The 24,594-nt window shown below is 70.4% G+C and carries 19 protein-coding genes and 1 riboswitch; of the genes, 8 read left to right on the top strand and 11 right to left on the bottom strand.

Going from position 1 to position 24,594, the window contains the following annotated elements; all coding sequences use genetic code 11:
- Window positions 1-95: 95 nt before the first annotated feature.
- Window positions 96-1,346, bottom strand: a complete 1,251-nt coding sequence (locus ACYVLP_RS08590; RefSeq protein ID WP_460626925.1) for an ABC transporter substrate-binding protein — start codon at window positions 1,344-1,346, stop codon at window positions 96-98.
- A gap of 288 nt (window positions 1,347-1,634) precedes the next feature.
- On the opposite strand from ACYVLP_RS08590, the gene ACYVLP_RS08585 reads away from it, so the two are divergent.
- Window positions 1,635-3,083 carry an NAD-dependent succinate-semialdehyde dehydrogenase gene (locus ACYVLP_RS08585; RefSeq protein ID WP_460626924.1) on the top strand — a complete coding sequence of 483 codons (1,449 nt, stop codon included), beginning with the start codon at window positions 1,635-1,637 and terminating at the stop codon, window positions 3,081-3,083.
- A 65-nt stretch (window positions 3,084-3,148) separates the two neighbouring features.
- Here the strand turns inward: ACYVLP_RS08585 and ppsA are convergent, their stop codons facing one another.
- Together ppsA and ACYVLP_RS08575 are read right to left on the bottom strand one after the other, a co-directional pair.
- A complete protein-coding gene (gene ppsA, locus ACYVLP_RS08580; protein ID WP_460626923.1) occupies window positions 3,149-5,572 on the bottom strand; it encodes a phosphoenolpyruvate synthase in 2,424 nt (807 codons plus the stop codon).
- Between the two features lie 114 nt (window positions 5,573-5,686).
- Window positions 5,687-6,517, bottom strand: coding sequence for a pyruvate, water dikinase regulatory protein (locus ACYVLP_RS08575; protein WP_460626922.1), 831 nt, complete (start codon window positions 6,515-6,517; stop codon window positions 5,687-5,689).
- A 255-nt stretch (window positions 6,518-6,772) separates the two neighbouring features.
- Here ACYVLP_RS08575 and ACYVLP_RS08570 point away from each other — a divergent pair, with 255 nt between their 5' ends.
- The 3 genes from ACYVLP_RS08570 (at window position 6,773) to ACYVLP_RS08560 (ending at window position 9,568) form a co-directional block, all read left to right on the top strand.
- Window positions 6,773-8,593: a hypothetical protein gene (locus tag ACYVLP_RS08570; RefSeq protein ID WP_460626921.1), complete on the top strand. Its 1,821-nt coding sequence runs from the start codon at window positions 6,773-6,775 to the stop codon at window positions 8,591-8,593.
- Between the two features lie 109 nt (window positions 8,594-8,702).
- On the top strand, window positions 8,703-9,152 hold the full coding sequence (locus ACYVLP_RS08565) for a helix-turn-helix transcriptional regulator (protein WP_460626920.1): 450 nt from the start codon (window positions 8,703-8,705) through the stop codon (window positions 9,150-9,152).
- Between the two features lie 5 nt (window positions 9,153-9,157).
- Window positions 9,158-9,568, top strand: coding sequence for a VOC family protein (locus ACYVLP_RS08560; RefSeq protein ID WP_460626919.1), 411 nt, complete (start codon window positions 9,158-9,160; stop codon window positions 9,566-9,568).
- A 92-nt stretch (window positions 9,569-9,660) separates the two neighbouring features.
- Here ACYVLP_RS08560 and ACYVLP_RS08555 read toward each other — a convergent pair whose 3' ends face one another.
- Complete coding sequence (locus tag ACYVLP_RS08555; RefSeq protein WP_460626918.1) at window positions 9,661-10,380, bottom strand: maleylpyruvate isomerase family mycothiol-dependent enzyme; 720 nt, start codon at window positions 10,378-10,380, stop codon at window positions 9,661-9,663.
- A gap of 92 nt (window positions 10,381-10,472) precedes the next feature.
- Between ACYVLP_RS08555 and ACYVLP_RS08550 the strand changes: the two genes are divergently transcribed.
- Window positions 10,473-10,919 (top strand): MarR family winged helix-turn-helix transcriptional regulator, encoded by a 447-nt coding sequence (locus ACYVLP_RS08550; protein ID WP_460626917.1) that lies wholly within the window; start codon window positions 10,473-10,475, stop codon window positions 10,917-10,919.
- Between the two features lie 14 nt (window positions 10,920-10,933).
- Here the strand turns inward: ACYVLP_RS08550 and ACYVLP_RS08545 are convergent, their stop codons facing one another.
- The 3 genes from ACYVLP_RS08545 to ACYVLP_RS08535 form a co-directional block, all read right to left on the bottom strand.
- A complete protein-coding gene (locus tag ACYVLP_RS08545; RefSeq protein ID WP_460626916.1) occupies window positions 10,934-11,353 on the bottom strand; it encodes an MmcQ/YjbR family DNA-binding protein in 420 nt (139 codons plus the stop codon).
- Between the two features lie 149 nt (window positions 11,354-11,502).
- The gene (locus ACYVLP_RS08540; protein ID WP_460626915.1) at window positions 11,503-12,999 is read right to left on the bottom strand and encodes a Ppx/GppA phosphatase family protein; all 1,497 of its coding nucleotides are present in this window, start codon (window positions 12,997-12,999) and stop codon (window positions 11,503-11,505) included.
- A 142-nt stretch (window positions 13,000-13,141) separates the two neighbouring features.
- A complete protein-coding gene (locus ACYVLP_RS08535; protein WP_460626914.1) occupies window positions 13,142-13,576 on the bottom strand; it encodes a VOC family protein in 435 nt (144 codons plus the stop codon).
- Window positions 13,577-13,828: 252 nt separating this feature from the next.
- Window positions 13,829-13,941: riboswitch (SAM riboswitch) on the top strand.
- Window positions 13,942-13,987: 46 nt separating this feature from the next.
- Here ACYVLP_RS08535 and ACYVLP_RS08530 point away from each other — a divergent pair.
- Window positions 13,988-14,941: an LLM class flavin-dependent oxidoreductase gene (locus ACYVLP_RS08530; protein WP_460626913.1), complete on the top strand. Its 954-nt coding sequence runs from the start codon at window positions 13,988-13,990 to the stop codon at window positions 14,939-14,941.
- Between the two features lie 13 nt (window positions 14,942-14,954).
- On the opposite strand, the gene helR is transcribed toward ACYVLP_RS08530, so the two are convergent.
- The 3 genes from helR to ACYVLP_RS08515 all read right to left on the bottom strand — a co-directional run bounded on the left by helR (window position 14,955) and on the right by ACYVLP_RS08515 (window position 21,035).
- Window positions 14,955-17,174: an RNA polymerase recycling motor ATPase HelR gene (gene helR / locus ACYVLP_RS08525; RefSeq protein ID WP_460626912.1), complete on the bottom strand. Its 2,220-nt coding sequence runs from the start codon at window positions 17,172-17,174 to the stop codon at window positions 14,955-14,957.
- A 162-nt stretch (window positions 17,175-17,336) separates the two neighbouring features.
- Window positions 17,337-18,542 (bottom strand): thiolase family protein, encoded by a 1,206-nt coding sequence (locus tag ACYVLP_RS08520; protein ID WP_460626911.1) that lies wholly within the window; start codon window positions 18,540-18,542, stop codon window positions 17,337-17,339.
- Window positions 18,543-18,572: 30 nt separating this feature from the next.
- The gene (locus tag ACYVLP_RS08515; protein WP_460626910.1) at window positions 18,573-21,035 is read right to left on the bottom strand and encodes a GcvT family protein; all 2,463 of its coding nucleotides are present in this window, start codon (window positions 21,033-21,035) and stop codon (window positions 18,573-18,575) included.
- A 295-nt stretch (window positions 21,036-21,330) separates the two neighbouring features.
- Here ACYVLP_RS08515 and ACYVLP_RS08510 point away from each other — a divergent pair, with 295 nt between their 5' ends.
- Together ACYVLP_RS08510 and ACYVLP_RS08505 are read left to right on the top strand one after the other, a co-directional pair.
- Window positions 21,331-22,491: an Ig-like domain-containing protein gene (locus tag ACYVLP_RS08510; protein WP_460626909.1), complete on the top strand. Its 1,161-nt coding sequence runs from the start codon at window positions 21,331-21,333 to the stop codon at window positions 22,489-22,491.
- A 426-nt stretch (window positions 22,492-22,917) separates the two neighbouring features.
- Window positions 22,918-23,616, top strand: coding sequence for a DUF6318 family protein (locus tag ACYVLP_RS08505; RefSeq protein WP_460626908.1), 699 nt, complete (start codon window positions 22,918-22,920; stop codon window positions 23,614-23,616).
- Window positions 23,617-23,639: 23 nt separating this feature from the next.
- On the opposite strand, the gene ACYVLP_RS08500 is transcribed toward ACYVLP_RS08505, so the two are convergent.
- On the bottom strand, window positions 23,640-24,440 hold the full coding sequence (locus ACYVLP_RS08500; RefSeq protein ID WP_452269986.1) for a phosphate ABC transporter ATP-binding protein: 801 nt from the start codon (window positions 24,438-24,440) through the stop codon (window positions 23,640-23,642).
- Between the last annotated feature and the right edge of the window lie 154 nt (window positions 24,441-24,594).

The following is a 24,594-nucleotide window of genomic DNA, read 5'->3' as shown; positions in this document are numbered from 1 at the left end:
TTCACGTGGGCCGGCCGTGGAAGCGGCCGGTGCCCAGGCAGGGGCTGTGCCTGGGCACCGACCGGGTCCGTGCGTCCGGACGCGGGCCGAGAACGTTACTTCAGCGCAGTCGAGAGACTGGTCTGGATCTGGTCCGCGATCGCGTCCACGGAGCTCGTCGTCGTCATCATCTGCTGCACGCCGACCATGATGGGCTCGTAGGCCTTGGCGTACTTCGGGCCCCACGGCGGCCGGATGACCGTCGACACGACCTGGTCACGGAACGCGACGAGCGCGGGGTCCGCGTCGACCTTCGCCTGCACCGAGGCCGGTGGCTTGTTCGTCGGCGGCAGGGCCCCCTTGTCGGCGACGACGTGGTCGAGAGCCGCCTCGTTGCGGGTCAGCCAGTCGACGAAGGTCCAGGCGGCCTCCTTGTTCTTGGCCGTCTTGGAGATCGCGAGCGCGTGGTCCTGCGGGACGGAGTACGACTGGCCTCCGGCTGCGGTCGGCAGGGTCGTGACGCCCCAGGTCGAGTTGAACGTCGACTTCGCGCCGGGAGCGGCAGCCTTGACGGTCGGCTCGAGGATCGGCTGGTCCCAGATGAAGGCCACCTTGTCCTGGGCCGCGAGGGGGCGGAAGTAGCCGATCTTCTGGTTGACCTCGGTGAGCTTCTCGGTGGCCAAGGTCCGCATGAAGCTGAGGTAGCTCTTCATCTCGGGCGTGTTGACGTTGGCGGCGCCGTCCTTGACCGGCTCGGCACCGAACGCCCGCATCCACGGCCAGCTGACGTCCAGGCCGAACACGCGGTTCGTGGAGTCGATGCCCAGCGGGATCACATCCGGGATGCTCTTGAGCTTGCGCAGGGCCGCGAGCAGGTCGTCGATCGTCTTCGGCGGCGAGTTCGGGTCGAGGCCGGCCTTGGCGAGCAGCGTCTTGTTGTACCAGAAGCCCACGGGCTGCAGGGCCCACGGCACCGAGTACAGGTTGCCGTCGATCTTGCCGACATCGGCGACCGCGGGCGTCACGTCGCTGAGGTAGCTGCCTCCGGCCATGGTGTTGAGCGGCTCGAGCGCGCCCGCCGCCGCGAAGTTGGCGGTGTAGTTGCCGGACGTCTGGAGCACGTCTGGTGCCGAGCCGCTCTGGACCTGGAGCAGGACCTTCTGCTCGAAGTCGCTGAACGGGATCGGGGTGAGGTTCACCTTGATGCTCGGGTGCTCCGACTCGAACTTCTTGACGAGCGCCAGCGTGGAGTCGCGCGTCGCGGCCTCCGCGGCGTCCCAGGACGCGAACGTCAGGGTTGCCTGGCCATCGGACGACGCGCCGTCCGACGACGACGAGCATGCGGCGAGTGGGACGACAGCTGTCATGGCAACAGCCGCGGCAACGGCCGAGAAGGATCCTCGCCGACGGCGCAGGGACTGCGTCGTCCGGAGAGGGCCATCCACTGCGTGCCTGGTCATTCGGCCTCCAATGTGAGGATGGTGGTGAGAATAGTGGTGGTCTGACCTCTGGTCACCTTAGGTTGCCGCCTCAGAGCGGCCCTGTCAATGGTTTCCGCGACGACTTCGCGCGAACCGTGGGCCGGGAGCCCCGCATGGCATACTGACCTATCACTGGCTAGAGGTCAGTCCACTTACGTCATTCCTGGAGGTCGCATGTCCCATCTTGCCTCTCACCTCATCGACGGCTCCTGGGTCGACACCGGAGCGCGTCGCGAGGTGCTCTCCCCCGTCGACGGGGCGGTCATCGGGCACCTGGCCTACGACGGCCCCGAGCTCGCGACCGAGGCAGCGGATGCGGCGGCCTCGGCGTTCCCGGCCTGGTCCGGGCTGACCGCGCGCCAGCGCGCCACCGTGCTGCACGCCGCAGCCGACCTGATCGACTCACGCGGCTCGACCATCGCGCTGCTGCTCGCCCGCGAGAGCGGCAAGCTGCTGTCCGACGCCACCGCCGAGGTGCGACTCTCGGCAGAGTACTTCCGATGGTTCGCCGAGGAGATCCGCCGCCCACACGGGTCGCTCTACCCGCAGGAGAACCCGCAGGTGCGGCACCTGAGCCTGCACGCGCCCGCCGGCGTGGTCCTCAGCCTGACCCCGTGGAACTTCCCGTGCTCCATCCAGGCCCGCAAGCTCGCCCCGGCCCTCGCCGCGGGCTGCACCGTGGTCGCCCGGGTGTCCGAGAAGTGCCCCCTCGCCGTGACCGAGATGATCGCCTGTCTCCACGATGCAGGTGTACCGCATGGGGTCATCAACCTCGTGCACGGCCCTGCCGGCGCGACGACGTCCACCCTGCTCGAGCACCCGGCCGTGCGCGTGGTGACGTTCACCGGGTCGACGCCGGTCGGCCGTTCGATCATGGCTCAGGCGGCCGCGCGAGTGGTGCGGCCGCTGCTCGAGCTGGGCGGCGACGCACCCTTCATCGTCATGCCGGACGCCGACCTCGATGCCGCCGTCTCGGGCGCCATGCTCGCCAAGTTCCGCAACAACGGCCAGTCGTGCATCGCCGCCAACCGGTTCTTCGTGCACGACGACGTCTTCGACGAGTTCGTCGGGAGGATGGCCAAGCAGGTCGACGCCATGACCCTGGGCGACCCGGTGGGCGACCCGGCTCCTGACCTCGGCCCGCTCATCGACGGGGCCCGGGCCGCGGAGGTGTCCGCCATCGTCCAGGACGCGCTCGACCAGGGAGGACGCCTCGCGACCCAAGACCGGGAGACCTCCGGCGGGTCGTTCTGCGCTCCCGCGCTCGTGGTCGACGCACCCGATACCTGCCGGCTGGCTCGCGAGGAGGTCTTCGGGCCGGCGGCCGGGGTGTTCCGCTTCACCGACACCACGGACGTCGTGCGCCGGGCCAACGACACGGAGATGGGCCTCGCGGCATACCTCTACACGCGCGACGTGTCACGCGCGGCGACGCTGACCGCACAGCTGCAGGCGGGCATCATCGGGCTCAACCACGCCCTGCCCACGGCGACCTTCGCGCCGATGGGCGGGGTCAAGCAGTCCGGCCTCGGTCGCGAGGGCGGGGCCTTCGGGCTCGCCGAGTTCCAGGAGGTCACGTACGTCGCGATGGGAGTGGGAGCCCCCGAAGCCGCAGCCCGGTGATCTCACCACCCGCGTATGCCGGCCGGTCGCGTTGAGCGGCCGGCCGGCATACGTCGGTGGCTGGGTCAGCCGGCTGTCGCGTCCGCCCGGTGCCGGGCCAGGCGCAGCCAGGTCTCGACGACGGTGTCAGGGTTGAGCGACATCGACTCGATGCCCTGGTCGAGCAGCCACTCCGCAAGGTCTGGGTGGTCGGACGGGCCTTGGCCGCAGATGCCGACGTACTTCCCCCGAGCGCGGCAGGCCGAGATCGCCAGCGACAGCATCTTCTTCACGGCCGGGTCGCGCTCGTCGAACGAGCCGGCGACGAGCGAGGAGTCACGGTCCAGGCCGAGAGTCAGCTGGGTCATGTCGTTGGACCCGATCGAGAAGCCGTCGAAGTGGTCGAGGAACTCGTCGGCGTTGACCGCGTTGGACGGGACCTCGCACATCATCACGACCTGAAGGTCGTTCTCACCGCGGCGCAGCCCGTGCTGGGCGAGCAGGTCGATGACGCCCGCGCCCTCGGCTACCGTGCGCACGAACGGGATCATGATCTTGACGTTGGTCAGGCCCATCTCGTCGCGGACGTACTTCAGCGCCTCGCACTCCATCGCGAAGCACTCCGCGAAGTCGGCCGACAGGTACCGCGCCGCCCCCCGGTAGCCGATCATCGGGTTCTCCTCGTGCGGCTCGTACCGCTCCCCACCCAGCAGGCCGGCATACTCGTTGGACTTGAAGTCCGACATGCGCACGATCACGGGCTCGGGCGCGAAGGCCGCCGCGATGGTCGCGACGCCCTCGGCGACGCGCTGGACGAAGAAGTCGCGCGGGCTCGGGTATGCCGCGATGTGCGCAGCGATCTCGGCCCGGACCGCGGGCTCCTGGTCGTCGAGCTCGAGCAGCGCCTTCGGGTGGATGCCGATCTGGCGGTTGATGATGAACTCGAGCCGAGCCAGGCCCACACCCTTGTTCGGCAGCCGCGAGAACTCGAACGCCTGCTCGGGGGTGCCGACGTTCATCATGATCTTGACCGGCACCTCGGGCAGCTCGTCGAGTGCCGTCTCGCTGACCGTGAACCTGCGCAGCCCGTCGTAGACGAAGCCGGTGTCGCCCTCGGCGCATGACACCGTGACCTCCTGGCCCTCGGCGAGCGACCTCGTCGCCGAGCCGGTGCCCACGACCGCGGGGATGCCCAGCTCGCGGGCGATGATCGCGGCGTGGCAGGTGCGCCCGCCCCGGTTGGTGACGATCGCGCTGGCGCGCTTCATGATCGGCTCCCAGTCGGGGTCGGTCATGTCGGCGACGAGCACCTGGCCGGCCTCGAAGTCGTGCATGGCCTCGATCGAGTCGAGCACCCGCACGGTCCCGGCGCCGATCTTCTGCCCGATGGCCCGCCCCTCCGCGACCACCGGGCCGCGCTCGTCCATCCGGAACCGGCGCATCGTCGACCCGCTCTGCCGCGACTGCACCGTCTCCGGGCGGGCCTGCAGGATGTAGACCTTGCCGTCGACCCCGTCCTTGCCCCACTCGATGTCCATCGGACGGCCGTAGTGCTCCTCGATGCGCACCGCATGGCGAGCGAGCTCGGTGACGTCGTCGTCGGTGATCGACAGCAGCGCGCGGTCCCGCTCCGGCACCGGGACGAAGTCGATGGTGCGCCCGACGCTCGAGTCGCTCGTGTAGACCATCTTGGTCGCCTTGCCGCCGACCCCGCGCTTGAGGATCGCGGGGCGGCCGGCCCGCAGGGCGGGCTTGTAGACGTAGAACTCGTCGGGGTTCACGGCACCCTGCACGACCGCCTCGCCGAGCCCGTAGCTGCTCGTGATGAACACCGCGTCTCGGAACCCGGACTCGGTGTCCATCGTGAACATCACGCCCGAGGAGCCGACATCCGAGCGCACCATCCGCTGCACTCCCGCCGACAGCGCCACCACCGAGTGGTCGAAGTCGCTGTGCACCCGGTAGGCGATGGCGCGGTCGTTGTACAGCGAGGCGAAGACGAGCTTGATCGCGTGCAGCACGTTGTCGATGCCCCGCACGTTGAGGAACGTCTCCTGCTGCCCGGCGAACGAGGCGTCCGGCAGGTCCTCCGCCGTCGCGCTCGAGCGCACCGCGAAGCTGACGTCGCCACCCCGCTCACCACCCTGCTCACCACCCTGCTCACCATCGTGCTCGCCCGCCAGCGCCTCGTATGCCGCCCTGACGTCCTTCTCGAGGTCCGCCGGGAAGGCCTGCGCCTCCACCTGCGCGCGGATGCTCGCCCCGACCTCGGCCAGCCGGCGCGTGTCGTCGACGTCGAGGTCGGCCAGCAGCGCGTTGATCCGGTCGGCGAGGCCGTCCTCCGCCAGGAACCGCCGGTAGGCGTCGGCAGTGGTGGCGAACCCGTCCGGCACCGACACCCCCGCAGCCGAGAGGTGCTGCACCATCTCGCCGAGGGAGGCGTTCTTGCCACCCACCAGCTCGACATCGTCCAGTCCGAGGTCGGCGAACCTCATCACGTTCTCGGTCACCCTTGGTCCTTCCGTCGTGCGCGCTGCGGGGTCGTGTCTGTGGTCTTCTGCGTGCGATTCGTGCGTGCGGGTCGTGCGTTGCGGGTCGGTCTGCGGGTCGTGCCTGCTCGCGGCTCAGCCGACGTCGTCGAGATGCCGAGTCTGCATGATGATCGCAGCGATCTCCTCGACGGACATCGCGGACGAGTTGACGACGGGCACGCGGTGGGCGCGGTACATCGCCTCCGCCCGCCGCAGCTCGTAGCTGCACTGCGCGAGGCTGGCGTACCGCGAGTTCGGGCGGCGCTCGCCGCGCACCTGGCTGAGCCGGGCAGGGGTCGATGACAGCCCGTAGCACTTGGCGGCATACGAACGGACGGGCCGCGGAAGGTCGCTGGACTCGAAGTCCTCCTCGACGAGGGGGTAGTTCGCGACCTTGATGCCGTGCTGCAGGGCGAGGTAGATCGACGTCGGCGTCTTGCCGCACCGGGAGGGCGCGATGAGGATCAGGTCGGCCTTCGCGAGGTTGCGCATGCTCTGCCCGTCGTCGTGCTCCATCGCGAACTCGACGGCGCGCATCCGGGCCTCGTAGCGGCCCAGGTCACCGACGCCGTGCAGGGCGCCGACGTGCCCGGCGGCGTTGACGTGCAGGACGTGCTCGACGGTCGCGAGGTGGGAGCCGAAGAGGTCGACGAAGGCGCACCGGGTCTTCAGCAGCTCGGCCCGCACGTCCTCGTCGGACACCGTCGAGAAGACGAGCGGGGTCACCGAGTCGGTCATCGCGGCGTCGAGCTCGGCCACGACCTCCCGGGCCCGGTCGACGCTCATGATGAACGGGATCTTGCGGCGCAGGAAGGCGACGGTCGGGAAGCGCTGGAGCATCATGTTGCCGAGCGTCTCGGCGGAGATGCCGGTGCCGCCTGCCAGGAAGAAGGCCGGCGTTGGCGCAGGCGTCGACGGTGCCACGGCCCCACTGTGGCACAACCCGCCCTTGACGTCCGACGTCAACGGGCTGCTCGCGTGCGTGGCGCAACCCATCGAGTGGTCACTGTCACACGCCCCGACGGCTGACGGAGTCCGCAGCCCGGCCGCGAGACGCATCAGGCCACTGGTCGCTGGGACGAGGGTTTCACCGAGCTGTGCATGATGGTAAGACTTCAGTGGTATTACCACGTAACTCGATGAGCAACCAACGACGGTGGTGAACGAGAGGAGTTCGAAGTGGCTGTACGCAAGACCCGGATCGCCCTGACCACACTCGCGCTGTGTGCCCTGGTGGCCACGGCCGGAGCCGGCTCAGCGGGCGCGAGCGCTGGCGACACCGACGGTGACGACGGCACGCCGACCAGCGGCGGGTCCCTCACCGTGGCGCCCACACCCCCGATGGGCTGGAACAGCTGGAACAGCTTCGGCCGTGACATCAGCGACGAGCTGATCCGCCGCCAGGCTGATGCCATGGTCGCCTCGGGCCTGCGGGACGCGGGGTACGACTACCTGACGATCGACGGCGGCTGGCGCGCCCCCGACCGGGACGCCGCAGGCAACCTGGTCGCGCACCCGCAGCGCTTCCCCAACGGCATGAAGGCGGTCGCCGACTACGTCCACTCGAAGGGGCTCAAGCTCGGAGTGCACCAGCCGATGGGCATGACCGACTGCGGGCGGGAGTCTCCCGGCACCCAGAGCGCTCCCGGCGGCGAGCGCCAGGACGCCGAGCTGTTCGCGAGCTGGGGCGTCGACTACGTCAAGTACGACCGGTGCACGTTCGACGTGGCGCCGGACACGACGCCGCCGGCCCCGGACGTGGACCGTATCTCGGTTCGGCAGGGCACCACGGTCGTCACCACAGTCGAGGCCGAGGCTCCCGGCAACGTCCTCGGCGGGCGCGCCGTCATCAGCGCATGCGCACCGATGCAGGGCATGCCGGCGTCCCGCGGGACCTGCTCGGGCCAGCGCGTCGCCGGGATCGGGATCGACAAGGGGTCGCTCCGCTTCGAGAACGTGAGCGTGCCCGCAGATGGCACGTACCAGCTGGATCTGCAACTGGTGCTGCCCAACTACGGGCAGGCGCGCGGCTACCTGAACACCACGTACGGCAGGGCGCAAGCGCAGGTCCAGGCCAACGACGCCGCACCGGTGACCACGAGGGTGAACTTCAACGCGGCGGACGTCACCGCTGGCTTCCCCAGCGTGACGACCGCCATGAACAACGGCTGGGACTCCACGGTGACCCGCACGGTCAGCGTGCCCCTCCACGCGGGCGCCAACAGCATCACGATCAGCAACGACACGTCGATCGAGGAGGCGCTTCGCCAGGGCGCCCTCCGCATGGGCGACGCCCTCCGCGAGACCGGCCGGCCGATGCTCTACAGCCTCTCCGGCCAGAGCCGGCCGTGGCTCTGGGCCCAAGGGGTCGGGCAGCTCTGGCGCACCAACGGCGACATCGGCAACTGCTGGGACTGCGCCACCGGCAACGGCGTGCTCCAGTCGATCGACCGTCAGGACCCGCTCGCCGGCGCCGTCGGCCCGGGCGGCTTCAACGACCCGGACATGCTCATGGTTGGTGTCACGGCGGTGCTTCGCGACGGGTACCCGATCCCGGGCACCACGCGAGAGATGTCGCTGGAGGAGCAGCGGTCGCACTTCAGCATGTGGGCGGTCATCGCGGCGCCGCTCATCACCGGCCTGGACCTGACGACGATGAGCTCCGCGACCCAGGCGATCCTGACCAACCAGGAGGTCATCGCCATCGACCAGGACCCGCTTGCCGCACAGGGGGTCCGGGTCCGTGACGACGGCGACCTCGAGGTCTGGGCCAAGCCGCTCGCCGACGGCTCACGTGCGGTCGCGCTGCTCAACCGGGGTCCCGAGGCGGCCACCATCGCCACGACCGCGGCGGAGGCCGGCCTCCCGAGCGCGGCGGCATACCTCCTCAAGGACGTCTGGACGCACCGGCTCAGCGTGACCAAGGAACCGATCACGGCGACCGTGCCGTCGCACGGTGTGGTGCTCCTTCGGGTGACCGCGAAGGGCGTCCGCGGCTGACGGCAGCGCCTCACTCCGGTCGGGTGGTCACGTGCGGGGAGCCCGCTGCACGTGACCACCCGGCGAGGAGGCGTAGGAAACGCCCGCGTGGCGTGGCACGATCGGTCAGGTGAGCACGAGTCCCGCCGACGAGCAGCGGCTGCGCGACCTGGCGCTGCTGCGGCGGGTGCGCGACCGGATCGACCGCGAGTACGCTCAGCCGCTCGACGTCGAGGCGCTCGCCCACGGCGTGCACGTGTCGGCCGGCCACCTGAGCCGGCAGTTCCGCCTCGCCTACGGCGAGTCGCCCTACTCCTACCTCATGACCCGCCGCATCGAGCGGGCGATGGCGCTGCTGCGCCGGGGCGACCTCAGCGTGACCGAGGTGTGCTTCGAGGTCGGCTGCTCGTCCCTCGGGACGTTCAGCACCCGCTTCACCGAGCTGGTCGGTATGCCGCCGAGCACCTACCGCAGCGAGGCGGCGCGCGCGACCGCCGGGATGCCGTCATGCGTCTCGAAACAGGTCACCAGACCGGTCAGGAATCGAGAAGCGCCGGCCGGAGCGCCGCACGTAGCGTGACTCACATGGACGTCACCATTCACGCCAGCTTCCTCCCCCACAACGACCCCGACGCCGCCCTCGCCTTCTACCGCGACACCCTCGGGTTCGAGGTCCGCCAAGACGTCGGCTACAAGGGGCTGCGCTGGCTCACCGTCGGCCCGCCCGACCAGCCGGCCACCTCGATCGTGCTGCACCCGCCGGGGGTCGACCCGGGCATCACCGACGAGGAGCGCAGCACCATCGTCGAGATGATGGCCAAAGGCACCTACGCCGGCATCCTGCTGGCCACCAGCGACCTCGAGAGCATGTTCGACCGGCTCCAGGCCAGCGACGCAGAGGTCGTGCAGGAGCCGACCGACCAGCCGTACGGCGTCCGCGACTGCGCCGTGCGCGACCCTGCCGGCAACCTGATCCGCATCCAGCAGACCCGCTGACCTGGGGGGCTGCGGCACCGGGCCGTGCGGCATACCCCCGTTCGAGCCGGTTCGAGCCCGTCCGACGTATGCCGGACGGCCGGGTCGCGACTTCAGGCGGGCTTCGCGTCGGCGCGGAGCCTGTCGGCTCCCGGTCCGTCCAGCTGCTCGAGCGCCACGGCGCGCCCGGTGAGCAGCAGGAGGAGTGCGCCGACCGGCCCGCTGACCTCGGGCCCGGTGCCGCGAGCCCATGTGGTGTCCGTCGCGGTGAGGCGACAGCCGTCGAGGGGAAGCGTGCGGAAGACCCTCGCCATCCACGTGCGGCGCGTGTCCCAGGCGCGTGAGGCTGCGACGGCCGTTGCGGGAGTGAGCATCTCGAGGTCGGCACCGAGCGGAATGGCCATGTCCTGACCGTGCACGAGGATGTCCGTCAGTGTCTCCAGGGGTGTGACGAAGGCGTTGTGCCTGCGCGAGCCGATCATGGCCCTGATCCGCCCGACGATCTCGCCCGGGGGCCGCTGGGCCTGGATCACCGCTGAGTCGTGGATGGTCCGGTTCAGGGTGACTGAGCGAAGCAGACGCGGGTGCCGCGCCGCGAAGGCGGCGACGTCGCGGACCCGCATCTGCTGCAGGGTCAGATGCGCAGCCACGTGCCGGACCGTCCACCCCTCGCAGAGTGAGGGGTGCTGCCACTGTTGCGGCGTCAGCGCCTCGAGGAGATCGGCCGTGCGCCGGCGCTGGTCGTCGATCGCGGCCCACACCGCAGGTTCGTCGAGCTGCGTGGTCTGGTCAGAGGTCTCGCGGGGCAGGTCGGCGGCTGGTCGCTCACTCATGCTGCCTCACTCACGCTGCCTCGCTCAGCTACGATCTAGTTCGATATTAGGACCAATGTAGTTCGAAGATAGGACTACTTCAAGGGGGTTCGGTGACGAGGCAGCTACCTGTTGCGCTGCTCATGTACATCGCCGCGCGCGACATGGAGAACCACGTGCAGGAGGCGATGCGCCGGGCGGGAGTCACCGACATCACGCTCGCTCAGAGCCGGATCGCTGCGCGAATCGGCCCGCGGGGCACTCGGCTGTCGGACCTCGCCGAGCAGGCTCAGGTGTCGAAGCAGACCGCCACGGCGCTCGTCGACCGGCTCGAGCAGGCCGGTTACGTCGAGCGCGTCCCTGACCCGCTCGACGGGCGAGCCCGCCTCGTGCGCTTCTCCGCCAAGGGCGAGTCGTTCCTGCCGATCGCGCGCGCCGAGGAGGAGCGGGTCGAGCGCGAGTGGGAGCGCCACCTCGGGACCCGTCGGATGCGGGAGCTGCGCGAGGCGTTGACCCTGTTGCGCGAGATTACCGACCCATACCAGGGTCCGGACGCGTGAGGGCGCGAAAACCCTTACGGCGCAGGGTGACTCGCCAGCCAGTTCTGCGCGCGCCGCGCTGAGGCGCGGGACAGCCAGGCGTCCTCGACGAGCTCGATGATCTCTGACCTCGTGGTCTCATGCAGCCGGCTGCCACGGACGAGCACGGACGGGTGCCCTTCGAAGTGGCTGTTGGTGAAGTAGGGCGTCGACCGGTCCTGAACGAGCGCCTGCTTGTCGGCCTCGTCGGGCACCCAGATGACGATGACGTCGTCCCACCGTTCGCCTGTGTCGGGGTCGAAGGCGTCGGGTCGCGGGGTGCGGAAGAAGACGAACGACTTCCCGCCGACCTGGTAGACGAGATTGCCCTTCTTGCCCTCGACCACTTTGACGAACGGCATCCGCCGAGCGGCGTCATGCACGTCCTCGGCACGAGCGGGTCGGTCGCGAGCCATCACCCAAACCCTATGCGCCTGGACGACGTGTCGAACGGACCACCGGACCGTCGGCCGCCGGTCAGCCACTACCGATCAGCCACCACCGATCAGCCACCACCGATCAGCCACTACCGGTCGGCCACTACCGGTCGGCAAGCACGCGGTGGTCAGGCGAAGCGCTCGAGGAGGACGCCGTGGCGCAGCCCGCGGTCACTCACCGTGAACGAGTCCACGCCGAGCTTGGCCAGGACGGTGCGCACGATGCACGTGCCGGCGAGGATGATGTCCGCGCGCTGCGGCTGCAGGCCGACGACCTCGCGCCGCCCCGCGGCGTCGCGGCTGCGGTAGAGCTCGATCTGCCGGTCGATCTCGGCCCGGTCGAGCACGGTGCCCTGCACCACCTCGGGGTCGTAGTGGGCGAGCCCGTGCTTGACCGCCGCGAGGTTCGTGACGGCACCGCCCATGGCGACGAGCGCGTCGGGCGCGGGCCGTCCGTCGAGGCGCGAGAGGTCGGCCGCGATCGCGTCGAGGGCCTCGTTGAGCACATCGGGTGTGACCGCGCCCGCCAGGCCATAGCGCTCCGTGAACCGCACCGCGCCGACGTCGACGCTGAAGCGCTCGTCGATCTGGTCCCCGTGCCCGAAGGTGAACTGCGAGCTGCCGCCACCGGTGTCGAAGACCACCCGCGACCCTGGTGCCGCACCGATGCCCGACTGCGCACCCAGGTACGCCAGCCGGGTCTCCTCGTCGCCCGAGATGACCTCGACCGTCACCCCACAGCGCTCGCGGACGGCCGCGATGAAGTCCGCGCTGTTCGGGGCGATCCGCAGCCCGGCGGTCCCGACCGCGGCGATGTGCGCGGCCCCGACCGCCCGGGCCTGCTCGGCCATGCCGGCGACGGCCTCCACCGTTCGCGCCATCGGCTCGGGGTTGAGGCGGCCCGTCTCCTGCAGGCCGTCGCCGAGCCGCGTCGTCTCCGCGCGGTCCACGACGGTGCGCCACGCGCCGTCCGCCCCACGCTCGCCGATGTGGAACTTCACCGAGTTCGTGCCCACGTCGATGACGGCATACCGCTCGGTGCCGAAACGGACGAGCCGCCTGAGGCCACTGGCGAAGCTGACGTTCGGCCGCAACGGCAGGCCGAGGTCGCGCACGGCGGCGACGACTCGCTCGGCGTCCTCCGACTCGATGGCAATGGTGCGCGTGGACGCATCCCCCGCACGCACGTCGGTCACCTCCGAGATGCAGCCGCCGATGGTGTACCGCACGCGCCTCTTGTGCACCTCGACCGCGATGAGGTCGGCGTTCGGGACCACCACCTCGCCCATCAGGTCGGCAAGGGTGTACGTGGTGCGAAGCTTGGACGCCGAGGACGAAATGCCAAGCGCCGCAAGCATTTCCTTCACATCGGCCGTGGTCAGCGGGAAGGCCGCCTTCATGACGGGGACCCACTGCTCGAGACCGTCGGCATTCACCTGCACGAGGTGCTTGACGTCCATCAGCTCGTCACGGACCTTGACGGCATCCGTGCCGGTCGAGGACAGCAGGTAGATCTCGTCGCTCTCCTGCACGCGGTCGGGCGTGAGTGAGTCGATGCGCGCCTCAGCGGCCCCGAAACGCTCGCCGAAGCACCGCCACTCCCAGCGGGGGATGATCACGGCCACTGTCTGACCACCTTCGTCGTCGTACGCGTCGCGAGACGAGCGTATTGTGCGTCAGCCCACCCGCGAGGCAACACACCCGGAAGTCGGCAGCTCGCCCCTGTTGCAACTGTGCGGAGATGCAGGTTTCCGGGTGTGTTGCCGGTCAGCCGCCGCCATCCATGACGTTCCTGCCATCGGACAGGACCGGCGAGATGAGCCCGAACACGTTGCCGTCAGGGTCCAGCAGGTAGCCGACACGTCCGATGCCTTCCATGTCCGCGAGGGGAAGCGCCTCTATGCCGCCGAGGTCCAGCCCCTTCTTGAACACGTCGTCGACGTTGCCGTCCACCCCGATCACGATGTCGCACCCCGTGACGGGTGCTCCGGGCTCCGGGGCCGGGCCCTGGCGCTGGGTCAGTCCGCCGTTGATGCCGCTGCCGGGCTCGTTCATCTTCATCGAGCCCTCGCCGGTGTCGATGGACCAGTACGGCATGTCGCCGAACTGACTGAACGTCCAGCCGAGCAGCTGGCCGTAGAAGTCGATGAGCCGCTGCGGCTCTGATGCGTGGATCTCGAAATGCACGACGAGGTTCGCCATGTCTCCTCCCTTTCATCAGTCCAGATCACGCTACGCCGGCAGGCGTCTCACCATGCAAGAAGCCCTTCGACCAATATCCCAGCGAAACGATAGGAATTTGATGGTCGCACAATGGCAGTCCACCCTCTAAATCGCTTGTAACAGAAAGCAATTCGAGCCAACTCGACGATCACGGCGAGCGCTCAGAAGCAGACCAATCCGGGCCAATCCTCGCGTTGACTGGCCTTGAGCGCGCTGCGTAGCGTGGCCGCAGGTCAAGAGCTCCAGCGCCAAGCCCCGGCTCGCTGGGCAGCAACCCTCCTCCGCGGCGGGGTGCTCCGGATGACGACCCGGCTGTCGCCGACCGGCGCCGGCAAGCGTGGACTCGACCCGGGTCCCCAACTGCACCCGCACAGGCAAGGAGACCCCGAAATGCCAGTCGAGTTCCTCGGTGTCGCGTTCCCGGTCGAGCCCGGGAAGACCCACGGAGAGCTGAGCTCACTTGATCTCTACCAGGCCGCTCGCCTTGCCCGCGCTCACGAGGACTACGGGTGGGACAAGGTCCTCGTCGCCGATGACCGCGGATCAGCGGACCCGGCCATGATTGCGGCCTATGTCGGCAGCCAGACCGAGCTGCTCGACATCGTGGTCGCCCACCGGCCGGCAGCGGGTCACCCCCTCGCGGCGGCACGGACCTTCGCGACCCTCGACCACCTCAGCGGCGGCCGCCTCGAGCTGCTCATCGACGACGATGACGTGTCGCCCCAGCATCCTGATGTGGGAGGCTCCACGCCCACGAGCGAGTACCTCACACTCCTCAAGCTTGCGTGGACCAGCTCGGAGCCGTTCAGCTTCGCCGGCCGGCACTATCGCGTCGAAGGCCGAGCGCCAGGCATCAGGCCCGCACAAAGCCCCCGTCCGAGCATCACCGTGCGCAGGACCGGCGGGACACCATCCGAGGCGGCGGCCGCTGCGGCGGATACCGTCGAGCTGCGAGGCGGCGGTCTCCTTCCGACGGCGGCGCAGCTCGACGGTATCCGCGCGGGCGCAGGTGCCGCCGGTCGTGACAGTGCTCGGTTCCAAGTCGCCTTCCGGGCAGTCATCGGGGCGACCGCACGGATCGCCGAGGAGAGGGCTGCAGGCGCCGCCGGCACGACCCTCGCAGGCGACGCCCGACAAGGCCGGACTCAGCTCGTCGGGACGCCTGACACGGTCGCGACCACCCTGCTCGCCTACTACGACCTCGGCGTCAGGGTCTTCTCGGTGCAGGGCCTCGACACCCGCACGGACGCAGTCGACTTCGGCCGTCACGTGATCCCCCTCGTCCGCGCAGAGGTGTCCCGACGCGAAGGCCGGGCGACGGGACCCGCGCACGTGGTGGCGTGAGCTGCGCGATGCGTCAGGTGCTCGTCAGGATCGCCAGCTGCTGGGTCGCCCGGGTCATGGAGACGTAGCGGTCGACCGCCCCTTCGATGCCGGTGCCGAACGACTCAGGGTCGACCAGCACGACCAGGTCGAACTCCAGACCCTTGGCCAGCTCCGGGGTCAGCGACCGCACTCGTGATGTCGCGGCGAACGTGGAATCGCCTATGACACAAGCGACTCCCTCGCCATGGGTGGCGAGCCAGGCGTCGAGGAGCTGGTCCCGGTCGGCGGTAGAGGCGTGCACCACGGGCGCTCGGCCGTCGCGGATCGAGGTCGGCACATTGGCGTCCGGGATGGCTGCACGGATCACCGGCTCGGCCTCGGCCATCACCTCCGTGGGCGTCCGGTAGTTGATGGTCAGCGACGCGAGCGTGTGGCGGTCGAGGCCGATCCGACCGAGGCGCTCCCCCCAGGTCTCGGTGAAGCCGTGCCGCGCCTGGGCGCGGTCGCCGACGATGGTGAGGCTGCGTGACGGGCACCGGAGCAGCAGCATCTGCCACTCGGCATCGGTGAGCTCCTGGGCCTCGTCCACGACGATGTGGGCGAATGGCCCTGTCAGCCGGTCGAGCTCGCCGTTGTCGAGTCCCGACTCGTCGACCAGTGCGTCCGCGAGGTCCTGCCCGCGCAGCATCGACATCACGTGCATCTCCGAGTCGTCGGACGCGATGAGGTCGTCCACCACCCGCGCCATCTGCTCGCGCTCGGCCGACACGACAGCGTCGCGACGGGTCTTGCGGCCAGAGGCCTCTGCGTCGCCGAGCCGCTGACGCGCGGCGTCGAGCAGCGGCAGGTCGGAGACCGTCCACGCCTGCGCGTCCCCGCGCTGAAGCGTGCGGACCTCCTCGACGGTCAGCCACGGGGCACAGCGGCGCAGATAGGCCGGCACCGTCCACAGGTCGCCGACGAGGTCGGTCGCCTCGAGCATCGGCCACGCCCGGTTGAGCGCGGTCACCAGCTCCCGGTTCTGGCGCAGCGAGGCGCGCATCCGCTCCGGCGTGCGGTCGTCATGGTCCTCGTCGTGGTTCTCGTCGCGGTCCTCGTCATGGTCCTCTTCGTGGTCCTCGTCATCGAACTCGTCGTCGTGCCTGTCGGCGATGATCGAGACGAGCTCGTCCCAGATCTGGTCGCGCGCCTCGTTGTGCGGGGTGCCCGGTTCCACAGCCCGGAAGGCCTGCGCCCAGTCGTCGGCGCTGATCCACACCTGCGCCCAGGGCGTCTCGACGGTCATCCCTTCGGTGGGCGGCTCCTCGTAGAGCAGCACAGCCGGCTCGATCGCCGTCACCATGGCGGCCGACGACTTCAGGCGCGCGACCTCCGGGTCCGTCTCGGCGCTCGCGGTCGCCCCCTCGGGGACGAGGTCGCGCAGCGTGCAGGTCAGAACGCCTTCCTCACCGAGGCTGGGCAGGACGTCGGACACGTAGGCGAGGTACGGCTCGTGCGGGCCGACGAAGAGGACGCCGCCGCGCCGGTGCCCCAGGCGCGGGTCGGAGTAGAGCAGGTATGCCGTCCGGTGCAGTGCGACGACCGTCTTGCCGGTGCCGGGCCCTCCGTCCACGACGAGCGGGCCGCGCGAGCCCGCACGGATGATGGCGTCCTGGTCGGCCTGGATCGTGCTAAGCACGTCGCGCATCCGGGACGTGCGAGACCCGCCGAGGCTGGCGATGAAGGCGGACTGGTCATCGAGTGCGGCGTGGTGGTCCACCCCGTCCGGGGCGAACACCTCGTCCCAGAAGTCGTTGACCCTTCCGCGGGCCCAGCGGTACCGGCGACGGCTCGTCAGGCCCATCGGGTTGGCGTGGGTCGCACCGAAGAACGGCTCCGCGGCCGGAGCGCGCCAGTCCACGAGGAGCTGGCGTCCCGCGCTGTCCTTGAGCCCGAGGCGTCCGATGTAGATCGGGTCCGGGTCGTCGGCCATGACCATGCGCCCGAGACAGAGGTCGAGCCCGAACCTGCGCAGGGTGCGCAGGCGTGCGGTCAGCCGGTGCACCTCCTGGTCGCGGTCCAAGGCCTGCTGCCCGGCCCCGCCGGGTGCTCGGCGCGCCGCATCGAGACGGTCGGACAGGTCGGTGATCGTGCGCTCGAGGCTGTCGGCGACAGCGGCGAACTGCCGCTCGTCGGTGGCGATGAGCGCCGGGTCCGCCTTGGCGGCGAGGTAGTCGGGAAGGTCGAAGGCGCTGGTGGTCAAGGGGGTCACGTCATCGGCTCCGTTCGCGTGGCCGCTGGATCTGGCCTCGGCCGGCAATTGTCCGACGGCGAGGGGGCCTTGCCGCAAGACCCCGTGTGCGTTATACGTTGAAAGTGGAGAGGGACGGGCCTCTCCTTCTCCGTGCCCGTCGCCCGCCCTCGAGGGCCGTGCTCAGTGCCCGCTGACGTTCTCCAGCACCACCGCAAGCCCCTGGCCGACGCCGATGCAGATGCAGGCGACGCCCCAGCGCTCGCCGGTGCGCTGCAGGTCGCGGGCCAGCGTGCCGAGGATGCGGCCGCCGGAGGCACCGAGCGGGTGGCCGATCGCGATCGCGCCGCCGTGCCGGTTGACGATCTCGGCATCGATCGGCCAGGCGTCAAGGCACGCCAGGGACTGCGCGGCGAAGGCCTCGTTGAGCTCGACCGCAGACACGTCCGCCCACGTGATGCCCGCGCGGGCGAGAGCCTGGTTGGCCGCGTCGACGGGGGCGTAACCGAAGTACTGGGGCTCGAGCGCGCTCGACCCGCGACCCGCGATCCGCGCGAGCGGGTCCAGGCCGATGTCGTCGCGGGCACGCTCGCTGCCGAGGAGGACCGCGGAGGCGCCGTCGTTGAGGGGCGAGGCGTTGCCGGCGGTCACCGTGCCTCCCTCCTTGCGGAAGGAGGTCTTCAGCCCGGCCAGCCGCTCCGTGGTCGTGTCCGGGCGGATCGACTCGTCACGAGCAAGGTCCACGCCCGGCACCGACACCACCAGCTCGTCGTACCAGCCCTGCGTCCACGCCTCGTCGGCGAGCCGGTGCGAGCGCTCGGCGAAGGCGTCCTGCCGGTCGCGGGTGATGCCGTACTTCTCCCGCAGCTGCTCGGTCGCCTCCCCCAGCGAGACGGTCCACTCCGAAGGCATCGCGGGATTGACCAGCCGCCAACCCAACGTCGTCGACGCGAGCGCGAGATCGCCTGCTGGATAAGGTTTCTCGGTCTTCGGCAGGACCCACGGCGCGCGGCTCATCGACTCGACCCCGCCGGTCACGACGATGTCAGCGTCGCCCGTCTCGATCGACCGCGAGGCCACCATCGCGGCGTCCAGGCTCGACCCGCACAGCCGGTTCACCGTCGAGCCGGGCACGCTCGTCGGCAGCCCAGCCAGGAGCGTCGCCATGCGGGCCACGTTGCGGTTCTCCTCGCCCGCGCCGTTGGCGTTGCCGAGCACGACCTCGTCGACACGCGTCCCGAAGCCGTCGGCCACCAGCCCCGGCGCCCGGCTGACCAGCTGCTTCACCACATGGGCCGCGAGGTCGTCCGGCCGAGTGCCGGCCAGCGCCCCACCGAACCGGCCGAACGGGGTCCGCACTGCGTCATAGACGAAAGCTGAGGTGGTCATGGGCGGTCTCCTTCGATTCGCCACGCGCGCTCAGACGCGGATCCGGGCACTGGTCGGGTCGTACATCGGCCGCAGCGACACCTCGGCCGGGTGGCGGACCCCCGCGATGTCGACCTCCCACGTTCCGCTCGACAGCCAGTCCGGTGTCACCGGCTCGCCGCCGCCCTCGACCATCGCCAGCCCGACGGCCGAGCCGAGGGTCCAGCCGTAGGAGCCGGCTCGCACGTAGCCGACCGGCAGTCCGTCGCGCAGCACGATCTCAGCGTGGAAGAGGAGGGGCTCCGGACCGAGCACGCGCACCTGGACCAGGCGACGCGGCATACCGCCCGCGGCAGCGTTCGCGGTCTTGCGCGCCAGGACTGCGTCCCGACCGATGAACGCGGTCGGCTTGTCCAGCGCCAGCGCGAAGCCCAGCCCCGCCTCGAGCGGGCAGTCCGTGTTGTCGATGTCGTGGCCGAAGTCGCGGTAGGCCTTCTCCATCCGCAGCGACGCGAGTGCCTTGAGCCCCACCGGGCGCAGGTCGTATGCCGCCCCGGCCGACTGGAGGGCGTCGTACACCCCCAACGCCTCCCGAGCCGGGATGTACAGCTCGTACCCGAGCTCGCCGAGGTAGGTGATCCGCGCGAGCAGCAGCCGCACGCCCGCAAGCTCGACCCAGCCGGCGCTGCGGAAGCCGAACGCCTCAGTGGACAGGTCGGCGTCCGTGAGACCCGACAGGACGTCCCGTGAGCGCGGGCCCTGGACGTTGAGCTGGGCGAGCTCCGCCGTCACGTCGGTGACGGAGACGGACGGCTCGGCGAACCGGTGCAGCCGCGCGCGCACGTGACCGTGCGCTGTGTCGGAAGCCACGACGAAGAAGTCGTCGTGACCGAGCTTGGTCACGGTCAGGTCGGCCTCGATCCGGCCGTCGTCGTTGAGCCACTGGGTGTAGGTGATGACGCCGGGCTCGCCGTCGACGGCACCGGCCGAGAGCCGGTCGAGCATGGCACCCGCCCCGGGACCGCGGACCCGGAACTTCGCCATGAACGACATGTCCATCAGGCCGACGGACTCGCGGACCGTGCGGTGCTCCTGCTCCCACTGCTCGAACCACGGCGCGTGCCCCCAGGTCGGCTCGGCCTCGGGAGTGCGGCCCGCCCCGGCGAACCAGTCGGCGCCCTCCCAGCCCGACACCTCGCGAAGGTAGCCGCCCTGCTTGACGAGCCGCTCGTGCACTGGCGACAGCAGGCGGTCGCGCGCGGTGCGCAGCTGCTTGCCGGGGGTGTGGGCGGCATACACCGTGCCGAGGATCTCGGTGGTGCGTGCGGCGCGGTATGCCGGCTCGAGCTGGTCCGCGCGGAAGCGGTCGACGTTGAAGCCGGTCACGTCGACGTCCGGCTCGCCGGTCGTGATCCAGTGGGCGAGCACGCGTCCCAGACCACCGGCCGACAACACGCCGACGGAGTTCATCCCGGCGGCGACGAAGTAGCCGCGGATCCCCGGCGCCTCGCCGACCGCGGGCGCGAGGTCCGGCGTGAAGGACTCCGGCCCGCAGAAGAACGTGCGGACGCCGACCTCCATAGTGACGGGCACGCGGGCCATCGCCTTCTCGAGGAACGGCGCCATCCGGTCCCAGTCGGGCGGCAGCGTGCCGAACGAGAAGTCGGTCGGGATCCCGCCGACCTTCCAGGCGGCCGCGTCGGGCTCGAAGAGCCCGACCATCATGCCGCCGCCCTCCTCGCGGTAGTAGCCGTAGGAGGACGGGTCCTCGAAGATCGGGCCGTTGGGGTCGATCCCCTCGATCGTGTCGGTGATGAGGTAATAGTGCTCGGCCGCCTGGTTGGGGATCACGAGCCCGTTCTGCTCGCCCAGCTGGCGGGCCCACATGCCCGTGCAGTTCACGACGTACTCGCACTCGATGGTCTGCCCGGCCGCCCTGACCCCGGTGACGGCACCGTGCGAGGTCAGTACGTCGCTCACGGCCACGCCCTCGATGACCCGGACGCCGAGGGCCCGCGCCCCCTTGGCCAGCGAGATCGTCAGGTCGACCGGGTTCACCCGGCCGTCGCCGGGCACGAGGAAGCCCGCCAGCAGGTCGTCGGTGCGCGCCCACGGGAAGCGGTCGGCGATCTCCGCGGGCGAGATCTCGTGGATCTCGAGCCCGAGGTGCCGCTGGAAGGCGGCGACCCGGCGGTACTCCTCCAGCCGGTCGCGGTCAGCGGCGGCCTCGATCATGCCCACCGGGCGGAAACCGGTCGCCTGTCCCGTCTCGGCCTCGAGCCGCGCGTACAGGTCGCGGGAGTAGAGCCGGATCGCGGTGCTCGTCTCAGAGGTCGACCCGAAGCAGGTCATCAGGCCGGCCGCGTGCCACGTCGTGCCGGAAGTCAGGCGGTCGCGCTCCAGCACGACGACGTCCGTCCAACCGGCATGGGCGAGGTGGTAGGCCACGGACGAGCCGATGACCCCGCCACCGATGACGACGACCCGCGCCCGTGCGGGCAGTTCAACACTCACCCGCACAACCTAGCCCCGGGCCCCGCGCCACCACCCGTCACCCGGTCGATCCAGCGCCGGCGCCAGGGCCCCGCGGGGCCCTCCGCGCGTTCCCGGGCTGACCACGCACCTGGGAGCTGGTGGTCGGAGGCAATAGCGACGTTGAGGTTCACAGGGTGGTAACTCCGAGTGAACAAAATGTCGAATCTCGTTGTCCTACAGGCAACTTCGGGATTCCAGCTCTTCCCGCGGGGTAGGCTGTATGCGGCTGTCATTCGCCCCGGCCGGGTGCGCTCGGCCGGATGAGGAGGAGTTCGTGAGACCGATCGGCGCGGGCTTTGCTGTCGCCGTTGCGCTGGGGGTCGTCGCGGTCGGGCAGAGTGCCCCTGAGGCACGGGCGGACGACGGCAGGGGGGTCATCACGGTCACGGTGCCGCCCGTCCCGTACTCCGGTGTGGCCGACACCTTCGTCGTCGGGCCGCTGACCAGCCGCCTGCACGTGCTCGCCAACGACACCGGCCGGCCCGACCCGGCGTCGGTGCGGCTGGTGTCCTCGAAGGGGGCGGTGTCGCGGCTGGACGCATCCGGCATCGGCACCCTGACCCTCGGTCCTGACGGCACCATCGACCTCGCTCCGGACAAGCGCCAGGCGCCGTCGGCGAGCACGTTCCGCTACCGCGCCCGCTCCACGAACGGTGCCACGCAGGACGTGACGGTCACGGTGAAGCGGCATACCCAGGTGCTGTCTGCAGTGGACGACAAGGTCACGCTGCGTGGGGACGTGCCGCCCGAGGTCGTCGTCGACCAGTCGGCTAACGACACTCTGCTCGTGCCCGGCGCCGTGACGTCCTGCCCGCCGACCTTGAGCACAGGGACGCCCGAGCCGCTCGCGACGCCGGTCGACGTGGAGCCCGAGCCGACACGGCCGGACCCGCCCACGTGCCCGGCGCCCGAGACGGTGACGACCTCGCTCGGAGACTGGTCGGTTCGCGACGGAAAGGTCGTCTTCGCGCCGGCGCCCGGGTTCCACGGCAAGGCCACGATCCGGTACGCCCAGCGGACCGACCTGCCGACGTCGCAGGCGACCGCGACGATCACCGTCCAGGTCGCGGCGCCGCCCGCGGGGGCTGGGTCCCCGGGACCCGCCAACGGCGGCAGCTCTTCGCCCGGTTCGGGAGACGACGGCTCGGGCGGCTCCACGAACGGCGGCGGGTCCGGCACAGGAAACAGCCCGGGCGGCGGCACCAGCCCCAGCAGCGGGTCGGGAGTCGCCGGCGGGACTGGCGGCTCGGGGGGATCCGGCGGCGCGCCGCAGACGACTCTCGGGCGCTGGCTGAGCGGCACCATCTCGAGCCCCGGCTGGTGGCTGCTCTGGCCGGTCCTCCCGGCTGCGGTCGTCGCAGGCCTCCACGTCGGCCTCGTGCGCCGACGCCGCACCGCCCTCGACCCCACACCCGTCCAGCCCTTGGTCGAGTGAGCGCCCCGTCCCACCAACCCCACGCCACCCCCGGTCGAGTGGGCGCCTGGTCACTCCAGCCCCACGCATCACGTGACGGGAGTGACGGAGCGCCCAGTCGACCAGACGGGAACGCGGGCCCGGGGGGTCCGGCGCGGAGACGTCCCCGACGACATGTGGACCCCGGCGCGACAACAGCCCGGTCGAGTGGGCGCTTGGTCACTCCAGCCCCACGCGTCATGTGACCGGAGTGACGGAGCGCCCACTCGACTGTGACAGGAGTGACGGAGCGCCCACTCGACTGGGACTGGAGTGACGGTGCCGCTCACTCGACGGGGTGGGGGTGTGGTGACCGGCGGGTTGCGGAGCGACGACGGCAGGTTGAATCCCTTGCAGGTCAGCCAGATTCAGCGCCTCCCGACACAACGGGCCGCCTAGGGTCGGGTCGTGAGACCACGCTTCACCCACCGACCCGCGCTGCTCGTGGCGGCATCCGCCAGCTGGGCCGCGCTGGCCCTCTCGTCCTGCGCCGGGCCGGGCGCGCCGCAGGCAGCAGACCGCACGACGCCGGCGACACAGCAGACGGCACCCAGCTCGGCGTCCGTGCAGCGGACGGGACCCTCCGGCGCGGCAGGCCAGCAGACGGCACCGTCCACAGCCGCAGGCCGACCGACGACACCGGGCCCGACGGCATACGGGGGGAGCGTGACACCACCGGCGACCGTGTCGGCCACGTCTGTCGACAAGGACCATGCGGTGGACTTCCTGCTGACTTGGGTCGACGTGCTCAACTACGGCTTCGCCACCGGTGACGCCGACCCGTTGCGGCGTTCGACCGCGATGGGCTGCTACACGTGCGCGAACTGGATCATCGACGTGCAGACCCAACGCGACAAGCAGCTGGTCCGCGACGGAGGACGGGTGCGCATCGACAGTGCGGTGTTCAGGGGCACCACCGACGGGCTCTTCTTCTTCCGGGCGTCGATGACCCAGGACGCCGGTAGCCTCAGCGACGGGCGCGGAAAGATCGTCCCGATCCCGGCGAGCGGGCCCGAGGTGGTTGACCTCGCCGTGGGGATCTCGACCTCCAGCATCACCGGTGCGAAGTCGTGGACCATGAAGTCCATCGAAGCACCGAGCCGCTGACGCCCCTTCCGCGTCGGCGCCGCTCAGCCGAACTGGCCGGCGACGTAGGACAGGGTGCGCGGGTCGCGCGGGTCCTCGAACACCTGCTTCGTCTCTCCCTGCTCGACGATGGCTCCCGGAACGCCTTGCTCCGCAAGGAAGAACGCCGTCCGGTGGGACACGCGCGCTGCCTGCTGCATGTTGTGCGTGACGATGACGACCGTGATCTCCGAGACCAGCTCCCCGATCGTCTCCTCGATCCGGCGGGTCGAGGTGGGATCGAGGGCAGAGCACGGCTCGTCCATGAGTAGCACGCGCGGCCTCACAGCGATCGACCGGGCGATGCAGAGGCGCTGTTGCTGGCCACCTGAGAGCGCACCGCCCGGCGAGCGCAGCCGGTCGCGGACCTCCTTCCAGAGGCCGGCCTTGACGAGGCTCTCCTCGATGAGGTCGTCCTTCTCGTCGCGGCTCGCCTTGGTGCCGGTCAGCCGGAGCCCGGCCAGGACGTTGTCGTAGATGGACATCGCGGGGAAGGGGTTGGGCTTCTGGAAGACCATCCCGATGTGCCGGCGGGCCTCGGTGAGGCGCTTGCGTTCGGAGTAGATGTCGTCGCCGTCGAGGAGCACCTCACCGGCCATCGAGGCGGACGGCACCATCTCGTGCATCCGGTTGAGGATCCGCAGGAAGGTCGACTTCCCGCAGCCGGACGGGCCGATGAGCGCGGTGACCCGGTTGGCCGGCATGAGCAGGCTCACCCGGTCGAGGACCTTGTGCTCGCCGAACCACGCCGACACGTTGCGGGCGTCCAGCTGGCCCTGGCTGGGCAGTCCTCCGACGGGAGTCATGCGCTGCGTCGGCTGGCTCGATCCGGGGCCGGGAAACGCGGCCGCGGGCTCGCGGGGCCCTGAGATCGACGATACGGCAACGATCTCGGCGGTGTCGGCGACTGCCGCGGTGTCGGCGCCTGCCGCGCCTGCCGCCGTGTCGGCGACTGCCGCG

It is taken from the genome of Intrasporangium mesophilum, assembly GCF_054783095.1.
The sequence above is the reverse complement of the archived record's forward strand: the minus strand, read 5'-3'. Positions and strand labels throughout refer to the sequence as shown.

What these genes read in the sequence shown, in the direction of transcription:
- ACYVLP_RS08520 (WP_460626911.1), bottom strand. Translation starts at nt 18,542, where the DNA reads ATGACCACCTCAGCTTTCGTCTATGACGCAGTGCGGACCCCGTTCGGC.
- ACYVLP_RS08545 (WP_460626916.1), bottom strand. Translation starts at nt 11,353, where the DNA reads ATGGCTCGCGACCGACCCGCTCGTGCCGAGGACGTGCATGACGCCGCT.
- ACYVLP_RS08530 (WP_460626913.1), top strand. Translation starts at nt 13,988, where the DNA reads ATGCCAGTCGAGTTCCTCGGTGTCGCGTTCCCGGTCGAGCCCGGGAAG.
- ACYVLP_RS08560 (WP_460626919.1), top strand. Translation starts at nt 9,158, where the DNA reads ATGGACGTCACCATTCACGCCAGCTTCCTCCCCCACAACGACCCCGAC.
- ACYVLP_RS08555 (WP_460626918.1), bottom strand. Translation starts at nt 10,380, where the DNA reads ATGAGTGAGCGACCAGCCGCCGACCTGCCCCGCGAGACCTCTGACCAG.
- ACYVLP_RS08585 (WP_460626924.1), top strand. Translation starts at nt 1,635, where the DNA reads ATGTCCCATCTTGCCTCTCACCTCATCGACGGCTCCTGGGTCGACACC.
- ACYVLP_RS08500 (WP_452269986.1), bottom strand. Translation starts at nt 24,440, where the DNA reads ATGACTCCCGTCGGAGGACTGCCCAGCCAGGGCCAGCTGGACGCCCGC.
- ACYVLP_RS08590 (WP_460626925.1), bottom strand. Translation starts at nt 1,346, where the DNA reads ATGACAGCTGTCGTCCCACTCGCCGCATGCTCGTCGTCGTCGGACGGC.
- ACYVLP_RS08535 (WP_460626914.1), bottom strand. Translation starts at nt 13,576, where the DNA reads ATGGCGAACCTCGTCGTGCATTTCGAGATCCACGCATCAGAGCCGCAG.